The sequence below is a fragment of the Sinomonas terrae genome, assembly GCF_022539255.1.
In the GTDB taxonomy this organism is placed as follows: Bacteria; Actinomycetota; Actinomycetes; order Actinomycetales; family Micrococcaceae; genus Sinomonas; species Sinomonas terrae.
Genome location: NZ_JAKZBV010000001.1, coordinates 572,017 through 589,708 on the forward strand (window position 1 = coordinate 572,017; position 17,692 = coordinate 589,708).

Genomic DNA, 17,692 nt, shown 5'->3' on the forward strand with positions numbered 1-17,692 from the left:
ACGCAGGCTTGGCCGGCGCGCGAGCATTCGGGCGCCGGCGCCCCCAGTACATGGACCAGCATGACGGCGGTTACTCGTCACCTCTCGAGGAGCAGGGCGTCGCCTTGCCCACCGCCGCCGCACAGCGCAACAGCCGCCCGCCCGGTGCCACGGCGCACGAGCTCGTGCACGGCCGTGACGACGAGCCGGGCGCCCGACGCGCCGATCGGGTGCCCGAGCGCGATGGCCCCGCCGTGGACGTTGACGCGCTCGAGGGGCACTCCGAGGAGCTCAGCCGAGTGCGCGGCGACGGAAGCGAAGGCCTCGTTGATCTCGACCAGGTCGAGGTCGCCCTGGCTCCAACCCTCACTCTCGAGCGCAGCAGTGATGGCGCCCGCCGGCTTGTCGGGAAGCGTCGTGTCCGGTCCCGCGATCTGCCCATGAGCGCGCAGTGCGGCGAGGATTGGCAGGCCGAGGCGTTCAGCGGTCGCGCGGGTCGAGAGGACGACGGCGGCGGCGCCGTCCGTGAGCGGCGAGGCGTTGCCGGCCGTGACGGTTCCCTCGGGCGAGAACGCGGGCCGGAGCCGGGCGAGGACCTCGGCCGAAGTCTCGGAACGGATGCCCTCGTCCTCTGCGATCTCAACGAGCGCGCCCTTACGCTGCGGGACTTTGACCGGCACGATCTCCTCGCCCCACACGCCTGCCTCTCGAGCAGCCGCGGCGCGCTGATGCGAGGCGGCCGCGACAGCGTCCTGCTCCTCTCGGCTGATCCCAAGCGCAGCGTTGGCCCGGTCCGTCGCCAGACCCATCGCCTCGTGGTCGAACGCATCGGTGAGGCCGTCACGAGCAGTGGAGTCCAAGAACTCGAGCGAGCCGTACGCCTTGCCTTCGCGGGTGCCGCTCACGAGCCGCGGTGCCTGGCTCATCGACTCCTGCCCGCCGGCGACGACGATGGAGGCCTCCCCGAGCCGCAGCATCCGGGCCGCTTCGATCACCGCGGAGAGCCCTGAGAGGCACACCTTGTTCACCGTGACAGCCGGGGCGGTCAGCGGGATCCCGGCGGTGACGGCGCTCTGACGGGCCGGATTCTGGCCCGCCCCGGCTTGGATCACGTGACCCATGACGACGGCGTCAACGGCCTCAGGTTCGACCCCGGCCCTTGAGAGTGCCCCGGCGATCGCGGCACCTCCGAGCTCCACGGCCGTCAAAGAGGAGAGCTGGCCGAGGAGCCGGCCCTGGGGCGTCCGGGCCGCCCCCACAACGACTACGTCAGAGCCGCTGGCGCTCAGGTCCGAGCCCCTCAGGCCAAAGCCGCTCAGGCCCGAGCCACTCACGCCGTCACCCTCTCGGCCAGGAGCGGCGTGAGGCCGCCCTGGGGGTAGTTGGCGCCGAGCACCATGCAGAGGTCTAGGTCTTCGGCACTGCCGACGGCGCCTTCCTCGAGCATCAGCTGGACCTCCTCGGCCAAAGCGGCCCGGACACGTTCGCGCACGTCCTCCGGATCGACGTCGTGCGGCTCGGGAAGCAGCTCGCGGACTTCGGGCCGCAGCGTGCCGTCGGCGCGGAGGAACCCCGGAAGGCCCGCCGCGACGACCGCGGCAAGCGAAGCCGGCTCGCGGAATCGGTCCGGGAAAGCCGCGTGCAGGGCAGTGCAGATGTGCGCCTGGACGGCTGGGCCGATGTAGTCGATGAGCGCCAGCGGCGTCATGGGCAGTCCCCACGGGACCAAGGCGCGGTCGACGGCGACGGGGTCTCCGCCGTCGTCGATCTCTTCCAGCACCTCATCGAAGAGCCGCGTAAGGAGGCGGTTGACGACGAACCCGGGGGAGTCTGCGACGGGGACCGCGGTCTTGCCCAGCCGCTCCGCGAGCCCGGCGGCCGCGGCCATCGCCGCCTCGGAGGCGAACGGTGTGCGGACGAGCTCGAGGAGTGGAAGGACAGCGACCGGGTTGAAGAAGTGGAACCCGACAACCCGTTCGGGGTGCCGCAGCCCTTCCGCCATGGCCGCCACCGACAGGGACGAAGTGTTGGTCAGGAGGAGCGCCTCCGGGCTGACAACGGCTTCAACCGCGCGGAAGACGCCCCGCTTGACCTCCAATTCCTCGAAGACCGCCTCGATCACGGCGGTGCAGCCGGCGAAGTCGGAGGGATCGGTCGTGCCGGAGATGAGCGCAGCGATCTGCTCTGCCTCCGCTGGCCCGAGCCGCCCCCTGGCCGCGTCCCTTTCGAGGCGGGACCGCATGCGGACCACGGCGTCCCGGACACGTTCCTCGGAGAGGTCGCTGATGACCACGGGAACGCGCAGCTTCCGGGCGAAGAGGAGCGCGAGCTGGCTGGCCATGAGGCCCGCACCGACCACGCCGATCTTCGCGACCCCGAGGGAATCGCTTCCCGTCACTGGCCTGCCTCCAGGATCGAGGCTTCGCCGCCCGCGGGAGCGGCGTCGGATTCGAGGCCACGGTCGGCCTCGGCGACCCGACGGCGCTCGTCCTCGAGATCGAGCGAGCGGGTCAGGATCCAGTAGACGACGACGGCGACCGCCAGGCCGATGAGCATCGAGACGTCGACGCCGCCCATCGCCTTCGCGACGGGGCCCTCCATGGTGCCGACGACGGCGAACGGCATCATCGAAGCGAAGCCGATCACGTAGGCGAGAAGCCCCCGCCAGTTCCACCGGCCGTACATCCCACGCGGATTGAAGATTTCACGGATGGAGTAGTGGCCCTTCCGCACGACATAGAAGTCGACGAGGTTGATCGCGGTCCACGGGGTGAACAGGTAGCCGAGCACCGTGAGGAAGTCGCCGAACTGCGAGAGGAAGCTCTCGCTGGAGGCGAAGGCGATGACGGTTGAGAGGCCGCCGATGACGAGGAGGGTGATGACGCGCGTCCGGACCGTCAGCTTGACCCGCTTGATGGAGTCCATCATGGACAGCAGCGTGAGGCTGCCGCCGTAGAAGTTGAGCGTTCCGATGGTGATCAGCGGAAGCACTGAGATCACCAGGAGCGCCGTGCCGAAGTGCGGGAAGATCTGGTCGCCGGCAGCGATCACCGCGGGCACGACGTCGTCCTTCGGGAACATCCCGGCAGCCAACGTGCCGACGAGCATCATCCAGGCGCCGCCGACGCCCGCGCCGAGGTACGTCCACCAGAAGGAGGCGCGCACGCCGACGTTCGGCGGCAGGTAGCGCGAGTAGTCGGAGACGTAGATCGACCAGGAGAGCTGGTAGACCGCGGCGGTGAAGAACTGAATGAGGAACGGGGTCAGCGCGAACTGGCCGAGATCGAGCTGCGCGGCCGTGAGCGGGTGGACGGCGATCATGCCGATGCTGAACGTCATGAGCACGACGAACATGAGCATCGTCAGCCAGCGCGAAGCCTTGTGGATGACGTCGTAGCCCACCACAGCGAGCACGACGCCGACGACGGCGTACCCGACATAGCTGACCCAGCTGGGCACTGAGGCGAGGCTGCTCAGCGTGCTCCCGACGAGGATCTGGTTGAAGCCGGTGTAACCGACGTAGGTCACGAGCGCGACCACCCACACCAGGAGGGCGCCGAGGAAGCCGAACTGCGGCCGCGACTGCACCATCTGCGGAAGGCCGAGCTGGGGGCCCTGCGTCGAGTGGAACGCCATGAAGAACGAGCCGAAGAACGAGCCCAGAACGACGGCGATCGCGGACCAGATGAGGTTTCCGCCGAGTGAGATGCCGATGACGCCGACGGCGATCGTCGCCAGGTGCGCGTCGCCCGCGAACCACACCGGGAACAGATGCCAGACCTTGCCGTGGCGTTCCCGGAGGGGGACGTAGTCGATCGAGCGGGCTTCGACGCGCAGCCGGGATCCGTGGGCCTCGGCGCTGGGGGTCACTGTTTGAGGATAAGTGTTGACAGAGTCGACCATGACAATCTCCTAGAGGAGGCCTGCAGCGGGACGGCGTCAGTGCGGTCCGGCCACAGGGATGGGTCTTCTTGGCTGGTGCGGTTCTTAGCTGGTGCGGTTCTTAGCGGGGCTGGTTCTTGGCTGGTGCGGTTCTAGCTGGTGCGGTTGAGTACGGCGTACGCGAGCTGTTCGAGCAGCAGCGCGGTGTGGTGCGACGATTCGGCGGCCGCGTCGATGACCTGACTCGTGAGGGTCAGCGCGAGCGGCGGCGCCTGGAGCAGTTCGTCGGCGATCTGCAGGGCACGCTTGAGATGGGTTCCTGCGCTGACCGTCTCGGTGATCAGGCCCCACTGTTCTGCGAGCGCGGGGTCGAAGCGGCGACCGCGGAGGATCAGGTCGCGTGTACGGGCGGGGCCGATAGTCCTAACCGCTCGGGCCACGCCGCCCGAGGAGGGCAGGATGCCCAGTCCGATCTCGGGGAAGCCGAAGACAGCCGTGTCGTCGGCGACCCGGAAGTCTGCGGCCAGTGCGAGCTCGAGCCCTCCGCCGAGGCAGTAGCCGGCGATCGCGGCGATGGTCGGCATGGGCAGCGAGGCGAGCTGCTCGTAGACGGCCCCCGAAGAGCGGTAGTAGGCGCTGATCGCTTCGGGAGTCATCTCCCGCAGCTCGGTGATGTCCGCGCCCGCGGAGAACACCTGGTCGCCGCCGGTGATGACGACGACGCGGCTCGTCGCGACCGCTTCAGACGCGAGCTGCTCGGCGAGCTGGGCCTCCAAGCCGGTCGAGAGCGCATTGCGCTTGCGCTCGCGTCGAAGGGTGACGACGGCGATCTCGCCCTGCCGCGTCACTCCGACGGTGCCGGTGTCCTCCGCGGGCATCGCTCACGCCTCCGGGCCGAGGAAGGAGACGAGGCCGGCCAGGCCGCGCTTCTTGGTCTCGTTCGCGATGACGAGCCGCTGGATCTCCGAGGTGCCTTCCCAGATGCGGTCGACGCGGAGCTCGCGCCACAGGCGCTCCACAGCGTAGTCGCGCATGTAGCCGCGGCCCCCGAAGATCTGCTGGGCGCGGTCGACGACGCGGTTCGACGCTTCGGACGAGGCGAGCTTGACGGTGGCTGCCTTGGCATGCAGCGTCTTGCGGACGTTCGGGTCGGTGAGGTCCGAGTTGTCGAACTCCCACGCGACCTGGTGCGTGAGGGCGCGGTTGGTCGCGATGTCGGCGACGGAGTCCGCGATCATGCCCTGGATCAGCTGGCGGTCGATGAGCTTCTCGCCGCCCTGCTCGCGCTGCTTGGCCCATTCGATGGCGAGGTCGAGGGCGCGCTCGGCGGCACCGATGGTGCGGGCGCCGATCATGAGGCGCTCCTCGGTGAACCAGTCACGCGTGAGCTCGTAGCCGTTGCCGACACCGCCGAGCACGGCGTCCGCGCCGACGCGCACGTTCGTGAAGTGGAACTCCGGGTGCTCGTAGACGAAGGTGTGGGTGTAGCGGGGAGTCTTGGCAACCGTGACGCCGGGCTGGTCGACGTCGACCAGGAACATCGTCGGCCCCTCATCGGGAACGTTGGCCAGCACGAGCAGGAAGTCGGCGACGTCGCCGACCGTCACGAACCACTTCTCACCGTTGATGACGAAGCCCTCGCCGTCGCGGTGCGCCGTCGTCCGAATCCCCGACGGATCCGAGCCCGCGTCCGCCTCGGTGATTGCGACCGCGTCGCGCCGCTCGCCGCGAGCCTCCGGGATGAGGTACCGCTCGCGCTGCTCCTCGGTCGCGTGGGCCAGGGGATTCGCCGGCCGCCAGACGGCGTCCCAGAGCGCGTTGGTGAGCTTGCCCAGCTCGTCCTGGACGACGACCTGCTCGAGGACCGTCAGGCCCGCGCCGCCGAACTCGGCGGGCGTGTTGATTGCCTGCAGCCCGGCGCTCAGGACCGCCTCCTTGATCACGGCATGCGATTCCGCCGACAGGCCGTTGTTGGCCTCGCACTCGTCCTCGAACTGCATCATCTTCGTGGTGAGGTCGCGAGCGCGCTGCTTCAGCTCGACGAGCCTGGGTGTGTAGGCGAATTCCATTGCTCGTTCTCCTTGGGTGGTGAGGGCTTAGTGCCCGGGTGCCCCGGGCACGGGTCTTGTTGGGGTCTTTGTGTCTTGTGGGGTCTTCGTCTGGCCTAGTGAGCCAGGACGATGCGGGCGTCCAAGCCGAGCGCCCCCGACGGGGTTGCGAGAAGCGGGTTGACCTCGAGCTCGGCGATCTCCGGATGGGCAGCCGCGAGCTCGGTGACACTCGCGATTGCCGCCGCTGCCGCGTCGAGGTCGACGGCGGGCCGCCCGCGGACGCCGTGAAGAATGGCGGCAGCGTGCAGCGACTCCAGCAGCTCCCGGGCCGATTCGGCGTCGATCGGTGCGAGGGCGAAGGCGACGTCTTCGAGGACTTCCGTCATGATCCCGCCGAGCCCGACCATCGCGACGGGCCCGAACCGCGGATCGGTCTGCACCCCGACGATGAGCTCGACGCCGTCGGTGAGATCGGCCATCGCCTCGACGCAGTATGCGGGCGCGGCCAGCCGCCCGTCCATGCCGGCATAGGCGGCGCGAAGGGCGACGGCGTCCTTCAGGCCGAGGGCGACCCCGCCGGCGTCGGACTTGTGGAGCAGGCCCATCGCCTTCAGGACGACGGGGTACCCGGCCCGCTCGGCCGCCGCGACGGCGTCGTCGGCGGAACCGACCATCTCGGCCGCTGGGTACGGCAGGCCGGCCCCGGCAAGCAGCTCCCGCGCCTCCCAGTAGCTGTCGCTCACGGCGGGCAGTGCAGCGGGCACTTCGGCCGGTGGGCGCGGAGCCGCGGCTCCCCGCGCGAGGATGCCCAGGGCCCTCGCCGCGTCCTCGACTGCGGAGAAGACGGGCACTCCCTGTTCGGCCAGCACGCGGGCCGCGGGGGAGGAGGCCCGCATCGTGTGCACGGCGACTGGCTTCTGGTGTTGCCGCGCGACCTCGGCCAGCCGGTGCGCGGTCTCGATCTCACGGCGCGCGAGGCCCTCGCCGTATTCGCCGTACCCACCGAAGTAGCCCGTCATGAGCACCGCGTCCACGTCGGCGTCGGAGAGCATCGTCTCGAGCACCCGGCCGAAGGACGTGATGTCCTGTTCTCCGGCGCCCGCCAGGTCGACAGGGTTCGCGACGCCCGCCGAAGGGGGCAGCTCCGCGGTCAGCACCGCTTGGGTCGCGGGCGCGAACTCGGGCACGGACAGGCCGGCGGCAGTGGTGACGTCGGAGGCGACGCTCGCGTGCCCTCCGCCGTCGGCCAGAACGCCGACGGAACGCACCGGGCGCGGCGGGCAGCTCAGGAGCATGGCGACGACGCCGGCCAGCTCGCGTGGGCTGTTCACGCGGTAGACGCCCGCGGCCCGGCAGGCGGCGTCGATCACGGCCGTGTCCGAGGTGAGGGAGCCCGTGTGGGACTGCGCTCCGCGCACCGACGCCTCGCTGCCCCCGACCGTCAGCAGGACAACCGGCTTGCCCGCCTCACGCGCCGCCGCCGCCGCGGCGACGAAGTCGCGGCCGTCGCCGAAGTCTTCGCAGTAGGCGGCGATGACGTGCGTGCCCTCGTGCTCAATGCATGAGCGGATCAGATCGGCGACCCCGACGTCAGCCTGATTGCCCAAGGAGGCGAATCGGGCAAAGCCGAGGTTGTGCTCGCTCAGGAACTGGCTGAGCTCAAGGGCCATGTTGCCGCTCTGGGACAGGAGCGTCACCGGGCCGGCTGGCAGCGGGTTCGAAGCGAGAGTGAGACCGACGGTCGAATCGATGACCCCAAGACAGTTGGGCCCGAGAAGGACGGCACCTGCTTCGCGGACCTTCGCGACGATGCGCTCCTGGGCCGCGCGGCCCTCGGCGCCGGTCTCAGCGAAGCCCGCCGTCACCCCGACGAGAGCCCGCGCTCCGGCGAGGAGCGCGTCGTCGACCGCTGCCTCGAACGACTGCGCCGGGACGGCGATCACGGCCAGATCGACGGGCTCGGTCAGCTCGGCGAGGCTCCGCACGGTCGGGCGGCCGAGTACCGGCTCGCCGCGGCGGTTCACCAGATGCACCGTGTGGGTCTCGACCATGCGCAGGGCCTGGACGCTGAGCCAGTTGCCGTACTTCGTGTGATCGTTGCTCGCGCCGATGATGGCGACTGATCGGGCATCGAAGAGTGCGTTGATGTCGCGTTGCGTGGCCGTCTTCATTGGTGGCCTCCTTCCGGCGTCGGAGCGGCGTGTCCGATGCCCCAGGCATCGGCGCCTCCGTCCACCACGATCGTCGTTCCAGTGATGTAAGAACCGCCAGCGGAGGCGAGGAATGCGACCAGCCCGGAGACGTCTTCCGGCGCGCCGAGGCGGCCCATCGGGACGGCCTCGGCCCAGCGCTTGCGGTCCTCGTCCGTGTAGTTGTCGCCAAGGCCCTCGGTCGCGATCGTCCCCGGGGCGATGCAGATGCTGCGGATGCCATAGCGGCTCCATTCCAAGGCCAGGCCCGCGGCGAGGTTCTCGACGGCGGCGCGCGCGCTCGCGGCGTGGACGAAGCCCGGAATGCCGCGGCGCGGGGAGAAGGCCATGAAGAACACGACCCCCGACCGGTTGGGGATCATCGAGCGCGTCGCGACCTCGCGAGTCAGGGCCCACGTGGCGTCGACGGCGAGTCGGTGGACCGCGCGCCAGCCCTTGAGAGTGATGTCCTCGGCGGCGGCGCTGAACTGGCCGCCCGCGTTGTTGACGAGGATGTCGATGCGGCCGAACTGGTCGAGTGCTTCGGTGACGAGCGCGGCGATCTGGTCTTCCTCCCGCACGTCTGCGACGACGGCGAGGCCCCGCGCCCCGAGGGACTCGATCTCGGCGACCACCTTCTCGAGCAGCTCGAGCCGGCGTCCCGCGACGACGACGTCGGCGCCCGCACGGGCGAGGTCGAGCGCCGTCGCCCGGCCGATCCCGGTACCTCCGCCTGTCACGAGGGCGACTTTGCCCTGCAGTGCATCGGGCTGCAGAACTTCCCGATCTTCGGGTCTGGGTGCAACAGTCATGGCTTCAAAACCTCCGGTCTGACTGGTCAGTCAGTCAACGCTGATTCTGGGGGACTGTCAAGAGTCTGAGAGAGATGATTTCTCGATCTCAGATCCCCTGAGCCTTTGTTTTCCGCAGGAATTCGCGGATTCTCCCGGCGGAGTCATCGTGGTTTGCGTCGCTGCCATAGACCTGACTCTAGCGTCAGATATCCCCTTACTGACTCTAGCGTTGGTAAGCTGTCCCCGTCGGGTCGAAAGGAGATCGCACGTGACTCAGACTGCTCGCGAAGACCGTATGGGCGCCCGGGGCTCCAACGACGAGGTGCGGAAGGCTGCCATCTTGGACGCCGCCGCCCAGCTCATCGCAGAACGCGGATACCACGCGGTGCGAATCGCCGACATCGCGAAGATCGTCGGAAGCAGCACCGGGGCGGTCCACTACTACTTCCCAGGCAAGAGCGATGTCCTGCGCCTCGCGCTCAACCATGCGATCACGCGCGCGTTTGCGAGGCAGAGCGCCGAGCTCAAGAACATCCCCTCGGCCCGCGAGCGATTGCTCAAGCTGATCGACATGCAGCTGCCGCGAATCGGGCAGGTCCGGGACGAATGGTCTGTGTGGGTGCAGTTCTGGGCCGAGGCTGCGGTCCGGCCCGAATTGCGACCCGAGCACAACGAGTTCTATGCACGATGGCGAGAGACCGTCGAACGCATCATCGAGCGCGGGCAGCGCGCCGGCGAGTTCCGCGCCGACGTCGACCCGAGTCTCGTCGCAATGCAGCTCACTGCGATGACCGACGGCGCCGCGATCCAGGTGCTAACGGGTTCCCCCGGCCTGAACGTCACCGCGATGCGGGAGCTGCTCATCGCATTCGTCCAGAGCGCCCTCGTCGACTGACCCTCCCTGAGGGGCCGGCGGCGGCTCCCAAGCTGCCAACCCCGCCGTCGCTCCGCGCGCGAGTTCGCGCTCCGCATCTTCCGTGCGGAGCAGCCACGTCTTGCGTCCCCGGCTGACTACGGTCCGCCTGCCTCGATGGAGCACATCGCAGAGGATCTGGTCCCAGTGGCGGTATTGCACATCATGCCCCTCGTTGGCATAGAGCCGGACGAGGGGCTGCTCGGGAAGCACCTCCACCCAGCGGCGCAGGTGGGCGGTCGGCACCACGGCGTCGTCGTTCCCCCAGTAGAGGAATGCCGGCGCGCTGAGCCCGGAAAGGCCCGGCAAGTCCCCGTGCTCATAGAGCTCCAATGCCTGCCGCAGTCCGTCCGGCGTCGAGGATGCGCCCTGCGCGAGCAGGGCGTGGGTCGCCTCCTCAACGGCCGACGCCGCGAATCCAGGGATGCGGTGCACTGGGCTCGAGGCGGGGAAGGCCCACCATCCGACAGGATCCGCGATGACAGCGTCCAGATCGACGTGCAGAGGAGCGCCCGCGCCGTGATCGGAGAGCGTGCAAGCCAAGTGCACACTCGTGACGCGCTCGGGCCGTGCCGCTATCACATGGGCCGCGTAGGGGCCGCCGCCGGAGATCGCAACGACCGCGACCCGCTCTACGCCAAGCCTGTCCAGCAGATCCCACACGTCCCCCGCATGCTCGGCGGCCCCGCACTCCGGGTCGAAAGGCGTCAGGCCGAGCCCGTTCCTCTCGACTGCCACGAGCCGTATGCCCAGCTCCTCGCGAAAGCTGCGTGCGAACTCCAGAAGCCGGAGGACACGCACCGAGGTTCCCGCCCCGCCGAAGACGAGTGCGACCGGCCACGGCTCCCGTCCCTCGTCGATATATCTCACGTGCCGCCCCGAAGCGAGCTGACAGGTGCGGACGGTCGGCCCGAGGGGGTCGAATGCCGTCGATCCGACCTCGATGGCTGAGGGGCCGAGCGGGACCCCATGCTGAACCACGGCACCCTCCTTGGTGTCGTTGACTGTTGTCGAAGCGCATCTGACGCTTGCGTCAGTGTTCGATTCTCGTTGGATGCTTCAGGGCCTGTCAATGGGCGTCGTGGCTTGCGATTCGGGCTTCAAGCGATGATTGACGCGCGAATCAGATTCCCGGTAGTTTGAGGGCGTTTGAGAGGGAGGCAACCATGGGCGCAGCCGAGATCGAATTCAGACCTGACGAGACGGGCCTCGACGCGGGCGCGGTGCCCTCGCTCGAACAGCTTGCGCTGCGGGCGGCCGAGCGGCTCGCCGATCGGCCGCACCGCGAGCTGCCCCGTGCCCCGCACGAGCGGCAGGCGGCGGTGGCGATCACACTGATCGAACGCGCCGGCGTCCCCTGCGTGCCCGTGATCAAGCGAGCCGCGCGCGGACGCAATGCCGGTCACTGGGCACTTCCCGGTGGACGAGTGGAGCCGTCCGAATCCAGTGAGTCGGCGGCGCTGCGGGAACTCGCCGAGGAGACCGGCCTGTTGTGCGAGCACGACGACGTCCTCGGGCGCCTCGACGACATCACCACTGCCACCGGTCATGTCATCAGCCCTTGGGTGGTCGCAGCGCCCGGGAAGCGTCCTTTCAAGCGGAGCGCCGCGGAAGTCGCCTCGCTCCATCCCATCCCGGTGGCCCGCCTGCTCGCGCCGGGCGTTCCTCGCTGGCGCGAAACTCCCGAGGGCTCGCTTCTCCAGATGCCGTTGCGTCATGACATGGTCATCCACGCGCCCACCGGGGCGATTCTCTGGCAGTTCGCGGAAGTCGTGCTTCGAGGTCGCGACGTTGACTTCGGTCATATCCTCGAGCCTGCCTTCGTTGGGCGCTGACAGGAGCGACGCCGTCCAGCAGGGAAGCCGTCCCGCAGGGCAGGTCGCCCACCAGGGCAGGTGGATCAGTCGCCCCTCAGGAGCCTGAGCGCATCGATCCGGTTCGTGCACCCGAGCTTCGAGTAGGCGTGTTCGAGGTGCTTCGCCACCGTCCTGGGACTGATGCCGAGCAGGTGGCCGATCGCCATCCCTGTCAGCCCTTTGCTGAGGAGGCGCAGGATTTCCTGTTCCCTGCTCGTCACGTCGTGCTCCTCGGCCACCCCCTCCCATCGCTGGCCGAGCCGCCCGTCTGAGCGCGCCGCCTCGAGAAGCCTGAGAACAGGTTGGAGGTGCCGAGCGAGTTCCACCTCATCGTCCGTGAAATCCATGCCGAGCCGGTTCATCGTCCAACCTTGGATGCGGAGCGGAGACGTCCTCCGGGCGAGGAAGGAGAGCTGCCTGTTCGTCCCGAGCTGGGCGAGCCCCTCGCGGTACGCGCGGGTCCGGTACAGCTGCTCATCGGTCACGAGATCGCTGAGGCGCCGGGGACTCCAGATTTCTTCGCCCCGGGCCTCCAAATAGCTGAGAACCAGAGGATGGTCCTCCCAGAGCTCAAGCAGGATCCGGGCCACGTCGGCATCGGCCAGAGGACTTCCCGGGTAGGCGCGGACTTCGGCGCTCGGCGCCTCTGCGTCCAGCATGTTCCATGCGACGTTCTCGCCGGGGAAGAGCTTGAAGAGGAGTTCGCTGGCGGCGCGGAGGTACTCGTCGTGGTCTGGGAGGCCGAGGAGGTCGGCCGCAAGTTGGGCGCGTGGCTCCATGACAAGCCTCCCGACTCTCTGCTCGATCGGATGGCAAGAGAGTAGGAACGTTGCGCTATACGTACAAGTGCGCATTGCGCGGAGAATGCGCAGGACCTCAACACCTTCCCCTTGGCGACTGGCTGAGGGCAGGGCCCGAGACTTCGCACCAATTTCTTCAGACTCCCCGGGTAACACAAGCGATCCCGAGGTGTCGGGTTTGTGAGAGCTTGGCGAAGAAGAGCGCAAACCCTTGAAAAAGAGCCACGGGCTGGGCACGGCTCTAGTGCGCCGCGGGGAGACAGCGCACTAGAGGTATTGGGGGCTATCGGCTCAATTCGCGACGCTCTTGATGATGAGATCGTCGATGTAGGAATCACCCATTTGCTGGTAATGCTCGGCACCGAGCTGCACCTTGGTGGCGGATGAAGCCACCGTGCTCACGCTCGAGCTCGAGTAGACCTTCAGACCGTCGAACCACACCTCCACGGTGGACGCACTGCCATTCGGGATGACATGCATCACGACGTGGTGCCAAGCGCCCAGTGAAATGCTGGACGACAGCAGCCGCGTGTAAGTGAACGACCCGCTGGGTGCCAGAACGCGCAGCCACAATTGCCCATTGCTGTTGTACCGGTAGACGTCGACGAACCGGGTGCTTCCGGAGAAGAAGCGGAAGTACGGGACGTCGTTGCCAGAGAGACCGGCTGTCGTGATGTTGAACCAGGCCTCGGCGTAGACCTGCCGAGTCCCCGAGGGCAAGGCGGCCGAAAAGTCCGCGAGCGAACCCGGGTCCGAGGTCACGTGCAGGTAGGCGGAGCAGGCCCCATCGTGGGCCCGGGCCGAGGAAACCGTTGCGGTTCCCGTCCCGCTCGTTTGGACGGAGTACCCGGACAGGGTCCCTGATTCAAAGTTGTTGGCCGTCACGACGGTGCCGGGGTAGCCGTCCGTCGGTGTGCTCGTCCCCGGCAAGCAGGTGACGGCATTCGCTGGAGCGGCTAGGACCGCTGACCCTCCGGCCACTGGCAGGGTGAGTGCGGCCGCGGCGGCCAGAACACGAATGAGCTGTCTCGATGATGGCATGGTGAGGTCTCCTTCAAGCGGCCTGTCATTGGCTCGGGGGTGCGTATTGCCGGATCCAATCCACTTGCATCCACGAGAGCTGTGGTGGGGTGGTGTAGCCCGCGGGGAACCAGTCGAGCTGGACCGTCTCATGCATCGGCACGGTCATCGACTGGGCAGCGGCACTCGTGTCGCTGAACCAGAGCACGCCGTCGATCCAGCCGCGGATGCCGCTGCGAGACCATTCGACCGCGTAGTTGTGCCACTGGGTTGTGTCGATGGTCACCGTGGAGGAGTTGCGCAGCCCGCAGGTGGGGTAGTGCAACCAGAAGTGCATCTGAGTGGTGTTCTGGGTCCCTTCGGCGTAGTCAATCTCGGAGCACCCGGTATTGGAATCCGGCCACAGGATCAGGACCGGGTGGTACTGGGGGTCGCGCTGATTGGTCCGCATGCGGGCTTCGATGCGCTGGTACGGGGCGATGTTCCGGTCCCAGATTGCAGACATTCCGCCGGTGTTGCCGCTTGAATCGCCGGTCACCTGGGCCACCGACCCGTTGACGTACCAGGCCTTGGGGGTGCGGATGCCGTTTCCATTCTGGCCTGGGCTGCTGTAGACCCTCCATTTGGTGGGATCGGGCGCACCGACGTAGTTGAATTCGTCGCCGTTGATCACCGGCCCCCATCCGAGCACGACGGCGGCCTGCGTCCCATCAGTGCTGGAAGTCGTGGCGCCGACGGCGGGAGTGCCTATTGCGAACGTGGCCGCGAGGGTGGCGAACATCAGGGCAGAAGACGTGACGAATGCGAGGATTTCTTTTTTCATGGTCTCCCCGATCAAAGGCCGACAAATGCGCCGGGGGGAGGGAAGTTCGGGTGGCAACGGTGAGGCTGTCCCGCGCCGGGTGTCCGAGGGTGCGGCGGAGACCTTCGGATGGTTGAAACGCTTCCGGGGTACATGCTCCGTCCGCAGCAATTTTCGAGCAATACGCAGTTGTACGTATTCGGTGCGGTTCTCAGACTGGTCAGAGGATTCGGAATCTAGGAGGACCCCGTGACCGCAGAAGGCATCATTGACACCTCAGCCGCCCTTCGTTCCTACTACGCGGTCCTCCTCGGCGGCATCAAGCGGTACGGCGAGGGCGGCGAACTCCTCCCGCTCCTCGCCGAGGACTTCACCTTCGACGGGCCTCTCGCAGGCCAAGTCTCCGGCGCGGACCGCTTCGTCAGGGGCGTCAAGGGGTTCATCGAGGCCGTCCGCGAGATTACCTTCATCGAGGCGGTGGCAACGGACGACGGCGCGGCCCTGCTTTACGACGCGGAACTCCCCAATGGGACGGTCCGCTTCGCAGAATTCTTCGAGCTCCAGGACGGAATCATCAAGACGATTCGCATCCATTACAACGCCGCCGACTATCTGGCCGCGGGCGGCCACTAAGGGGATCGTGCCGCGAGAGCACGGTCCGCTTTGCCGTGGCCTAACCGGCCGAAACCTTCCCGGCCTCGGCGGCGGCTGCCAGGGCACCGTTGCGCCGGATGATGTCGAGGAGTTCGCCCGTCCGCGCGATGAACTCGTCCCGGCCCGCGAGCTCCTCGCCGAGCAGGTGCTGCTCGCCGAGCACTCGGCTCGCCAGCTCGGCGGACGACGACGACAGCTCAGCCGCGCGGGCAAGCATCGGCCGAGCCGGATCGACCATAGCGGCGGCGTGAGGCCCGGGGTCGAAGCCGGGCAGGGGAGCGAGACACGCGAGGTACGCGGCGGCAGTCAGCGCGAGGAAGTGCGGCGCCCGGCCGGAATCGAGCGCGGCGAGGGCCGGAACGGGGATCCGCTGGCGGAGCTTGAGCGAACCGTCCGAGCCGACCTGGCTCGTCCGATGCCCCAGCGCCGTGTTCCGCCAGCGCGTGAAGAGCTCTTCCTCGTAGGCATCGAGGTCGACGCCGCGCGGCGCCGTCACGCTGGGGCGGTACTCGTCGCGCAGCACGGCCCGTGCTGCGGCTTCGATCTCCGGTTGCCGAACGGACTCCGGGATGGTTGCGGCGCCCGTCAGCGCCCCGAGGTACGCGATGAGCGAGTGCGTGCCGTTGAGCAGCCTGACCTTGAGCTCCTCGTACCGGGAGACCTCGTCCGAGAACACGGCCCCGCCAGCTTCCCAAGCGGGCCGCCCCGCCGCAAAACTGTCCTCGAGGACCCACATCGTGAACGGCTCTGCAGGCACCGGCACGTCATCGCGGTAGCCGCATCCCTCGGCCACGAGCCGACGGTAGTGGTCCGCGGTCGCGGGCACGATCCGGTCCACCATCGTGGACGGGAACGTCACGTGACGCTCGATGAACGCGAGGGTCTCGGCAGCCTCGCCTTCAGGCAGCAGGCTGGCGAACTCCTTCACGAGCCGCTCCGTGTGGTGCCCGTTGTCGGCGAGGTTGTCGCAGCTGAGCACCGTGATCGGCGCGCCATGGCCGCGCGCCCGCGACTGGAGCCCGCGCACGATCTGCCCGATCGGCGTCGACGGACGCGCCGCCTCGGAGAGGTCCCGCTGGATGGCCGGATCGTCGACGGCGAGGTGGCCGGTCCGGGGGCTGTAGTAGTAGCCGTTCTCGGTCACCGTGAGCGAGACGATGCGGGTCTCGGGGGCGCCGATCGACGCGACCACCCGCTCGGGCTCGCCAGCGGCCGTGAACACGTCAGTGTGCACCCCCGGGATCGAGAACGACTCGCCCTCGGGCGAGATCTCGATGACCGTGTAGAGCAGATCCTGGGCCTTCATCGCGTCGGGAACGGCCGCGGACCGGCTCCCGACGCCGATGATGCCCCAGTCCGAGGCGCCATCGGCGCCCGAACCGGCAGCCTCGAGAGCGGCCCGCGTGTAGACCGCCTGGTGCGCGCGGTGGAAGTTGCCCAGGCCGAGGTGGACGATCCCGGGACGCAGGGCACCAAGGCGAGGGGCGCCGTCGTACGCGGCGGAAAGGCGAGGAAGTGGGGAAGCGGCCATGCTCACCAGTCCCTCATGGTGCCGTCGAGGTCCCGGGCGATTGGCAGGTAGGCGGGGGAGTAGGGGAAGCGGGCGGCGGCGGCCTCGTCGACCTCGACGCCGAGCCCGGGCTCGTCGCCGGGGTGGAGGTAGCCGTCCTCGAACGTGAAGCTGCTGCGGAAGATCTCGGAGACGAGCGGGTCGTAGCCCATGTACTCCTGGATGCCGAAGTTGGTCGTCGCGAGGCCGACGTGCAGGGAGGCGGAGAGGTTGACGGGGGAGACGTCCGAGGGCCCGTGCGGGGCGCCCTTGACCTGGTAGACCTCGGCGAGGGCGAGGATCTTGCGGACGTGGGAAATGCCGCCCGCGTGCACGACGGCCGTGCGGATGTAGTCGATGAGCCGCTCACTCAGCAGCTGCTCGCAGTCCCAGATCGTGTTGAACACCTCGCCGATCGCGAGTGGGACCGTGGTCTGGGCGCGGACGGCGCGCAGGAGCTTCTGGTTCTCCGCGGGCATGACGTCCTCGAGCCAGAACAGGTCCACGTCCTCGAGCGAACGCGCGAGCCGGCCGGCTTCCGTCGGGGTGAGGCGATGGTGCACGTCGTGGAGGAGCCTGAGCTCGGGACCGACGTGCTCGCGGACGGCGTGGAGCACCTTCGGGGCGTGCCGCAGGTACGCGGAAGTGTCCCAGACCTCTTCGGCCGGGCCGCCGCCGCGGCCCGCGGGCTCGTAGGACGCCTCGCCCTTCGTGACGCCGTAGACCTTGTCGAGCCCCGGCACCCCCGATTGGGCGCGGACCGCGCGGAAGCCCTGCTCGCGCCGTCGTTCGATGGAGTCCAGCAGCTCCGGCAGATCCCAGCCGGTCGCGTGCGTGTAGGTGAGGACCTTGTCCCGCGCCGCGCCGCCGAGGAGCTGGTAGACGGGCACGCCGAGCGCCTTGCCCTTGATGTCCCACAGGGCGAGGTCGACGGCGCCGACCGCGGCCATCGTCACCGGCCCGCGGCGCCAGTACGCGCCGCGGTAGAGGAACTGCCACGTGTCCTCGATGCGATCCGCGTCCCGGCCGAGCAGCGCGGGCGCGAGGTGGTCGCGGAGGTAGGCGGCGACGGCGAGCTCGCGGCCGTTGAGGGTCGCGTCACCCCAGCCGACGATGCCGTCATCCGTGGTGATCTTGAGGGTGACGAAGTTGCGCGACGGGCTCGTGATGAGGACGTCGACGGCGGCAATAAGACGGGTCATT

Annotated in this window: 16 protein-coding genes; 3 read left to right on the top strand and 13 right to left on the bottom strand. The window is 68.4% G+C overall.

The genetic code is table 11. From position 1 onward, the window contains the following. Positions 1-77: 77 nt before the first annotated feature. The 7 genes from L0M17_RS02690 to L0M17_RS02720 all read right to left on the bottom strand — a co-directional run bounded on the left by L0M17_RS02690 (position 78) and on the right by L0M17_RS02720 (position 8,913). On the bottom strand, positions 78-1,313 hold the full coding sequence (locus tag L0M17_RS02690) for an acetyl-CoA C-acetyltransferase (protein ID WP_241050964.1): 1,236 nt from the start codon (positions 1,311-1,313) through the stop codon (positions 78-80). Beyond that, the gene (locus L0M17_RS22590; RefSeq protein WP_241050965.1) at positions 1,310-2,377 is read right to left on the bottom strand and encodes a 3-hydroxyacyl-CoA dehydrogenase family protein; all 1,068 of its coding nucleotides are present in this window, start codon (positions 2,375-2,377) and stop codon (positions 1,310-1,312) included. The genes L0M17_RS02690 and L0M17_RS22590 overlap by 4 nt, the downstream gene beginning before the upstream one ends. Next, positions 2,374-3,849 carry a purine-cytosine permease family protein gene (locus L0M17_RS02700; protein ID WP_241050966.1) on the bottom strand — a complete coding sequence of 492 codons (1,476 nt, stop codon included), beginning with the start codon at positions 3,847-3,849 and terminating at the stop codon, positions 2,374-2,376. The genes L0M17_RS22590 and L0M17_RS02700 overlap by 4 nt, the downstream gene beginning before the upstream one ends. A gap of 164 nt (positions 3,850-4,013) precedes the next feature. Next, a complete protein-coding gene (locus tag L0M17_RS02705; protein ID WP_241050968.1) occupies positions 4,014-4,739 on the bottom strand; it encodes an enoyl-CoA hydratase/isomerase family protein in 726 nt (241 codons plus the stop codon). A 3-nt stretch (positions 4,740-4,742) separates the two neighbouring features. Then, positions 4,743-5,930 carry an acyl-CoA dehydrogenase family protein gene (locus L0M17_RS02710; protein ID WP_241050970.1) on the bottom strand — a complete coding sequence of 396 codons (1,188 nt, stop codon included), beginning with the start codon at positions 5,928-5,930 and terminating at the stop codon, positions 4,743-4,745. A gap of 95 nt (positions 5,931-6,025) precedes the next feature. Continuing rightward, entirely contained in the window at positions 6,026-8,083 is a 2,058-nt protein-coding gene (locus L0M17_RS02715; RefSeq protein ID WP_241050972.1) for an acetate--CoA ligase family protein, read from the bottom strand. Next, complete coding sequence (locus tag L0M17_RS02720; RefSeq protein ID WP_241050973.1) at positions 8,080-8,913, bottom strand: SDR family NAD(P)-dependent oxidoreductase; 834 nt, start codon at positions 8,911-8,913, stop codon at positions 8,080-8,082. The genes L0M17_RS02715 and L0M17_RS02720 overlap by 4 nt, the downstream gene beginning before the upstream one ends. 250 nt (positions 8,914-9,163) lie before the next feature. On the opposite strand from L0M17_RS02720, the gene L0M17_RS02725 reads away from it, so the two are divergent. After that, positions 9,164-9,790: a TetR/AcrR family transcriptional regulator gene (locus L0M17_RS02725; RefSeq protein ID WP_241050975.1), complete on the top strand. Its 627-nt coding sequence runs from the start codon at positions 9,164-9,166 to the stop codon at positions 9,788-9,790. Here the strand turns inward: L0M17_RS02725 and L0M17_RS02730 are convergent. Beyond that, positions 9,710-10,789 carry an alpha/beta fold hydrolase gene (locus tag L0M17_RS02730; RefSeq protein ID WP_241050977.1) on the bottom strand — a complete coding sequence of 360 codons (1,080 nt, stop codon included), beginning with the start codon at positions 10,787-10,789 and terminating at the stop codon, positions 9,710-9,712. The genes L0M17_RS02725 and L0M17_RS02730 overlap by 81 nt on opposite strands. Before the next feature lie 185 nt (positions 10,790-10,974). Here L0M17_RS02730 and L0M17_RS02735 point away from each other — a divergent pair, with 185 nt between their 5' ends. Further along, positions 10,975-11,643: an NUDIX hydrolase gene (locus L0M17_RS02735; protein WP_241050979.1), complete on the top strand. Its 669-nt coding sequence runs from the start codon at positions 10,975-10,977 to the stop codon at positions 11,641-11,643. Positions 11,644-11,708: 65 nt separating this feature from the next. On the opposite strand, the gene L0M17_RS02740 is transcribed toward L0M17_RS02735, so the two are convergent. The 3 genes from L0M17_RS02740 to L0M17_RS02750 form a co-directional block, all read right to left on the bottom strand. After that, the gene (locus L0M17_RS02740; protein ID WP_241050981.1) at positions 11,709-12,443 is read right to left on the bottom strand and encodes a helix-turn-helix transcriptional regulator; all 735 of its coding nucleotides are present in this window, start codon (positions 12,441-12,443) and stop codon (positions 11,709-11,711) included. Positions 12,444-12,755: 312 nt separating this feature from the next. Continuing rightward, positions 12,756-13,505, bottom strand: a complete 750-nt coding sequence (locus L0M17_RS02745) for a LamG-like jellyroll fold domain-containing protein (RefSeq protein ID WP_241050983.1) — start codon at positions 13,503-13,505, stop codon at positions 12,756-12,758. Positions 13,506-13,530: 25 nt separating this feature from the next. After that, positions 13,531-14,307, bottom strand: a complete 777-nt coding sequence (locus tag L0M17_RS02750; RefSeq protein ID WP_241050985.1) for a glycoside hydrolase family 16 protein — start codon at positions 14,305-14,307, stop codon at positions 13,531-13,533. A gap of 228 nt (positions 14,308-14,535) precedes the next feature. On the opposite strand from L0M17_RS02750, the gene L0M17_RS02755 reads away from it, so the two are divergent. After that, positions 14,536-14,919 (top strand): nuclear transport factor 2 family protein, encoded by a 384-nt coding sequence (locus L0M17_RS02755; RefSeq protein WP_241050987.1) that lies wholly within the window; start codon positions 14,536-14,538, stop codon positions 14,917-14,919. A gap of 40 nt (positions 14,920-14,959) precedes the next feature. Here L0M17_RS02755 and L0M17_RS02760 read toward each other — a convergent pair whose 3' ends face one another. Both L0M17_RS02760 and manD read right to left on the bottom strand, forming a co-directional pair. Beyond that, positions 14,960-16,471 (bottom strand): mannitol dehydrogenase family protein, encoded by a 1,512-nt coding sequence (locus L0M17_RS02760; RefSeq protein WP_241050989.1) that lies wholly within the window; start codon positions 16,469-16,471, stop codon positions 14,960-14,962. A 2-nt stretch (positions 16,472-16,473) separates the two neighbouring features. Continuing rightward, complete coding sequence (gene manD / locus L0M17_RS02765; RefSeq protein WP_241050991.1) at positions 16,474-17,691, bottom strand: D-mannonate dehydratase ManD; 1,218 nt, start codon at positions 17,689-17,691, stop codon at positions 16,474-16,476. Position 17,692: the final 1 nt, after the last annotated feature.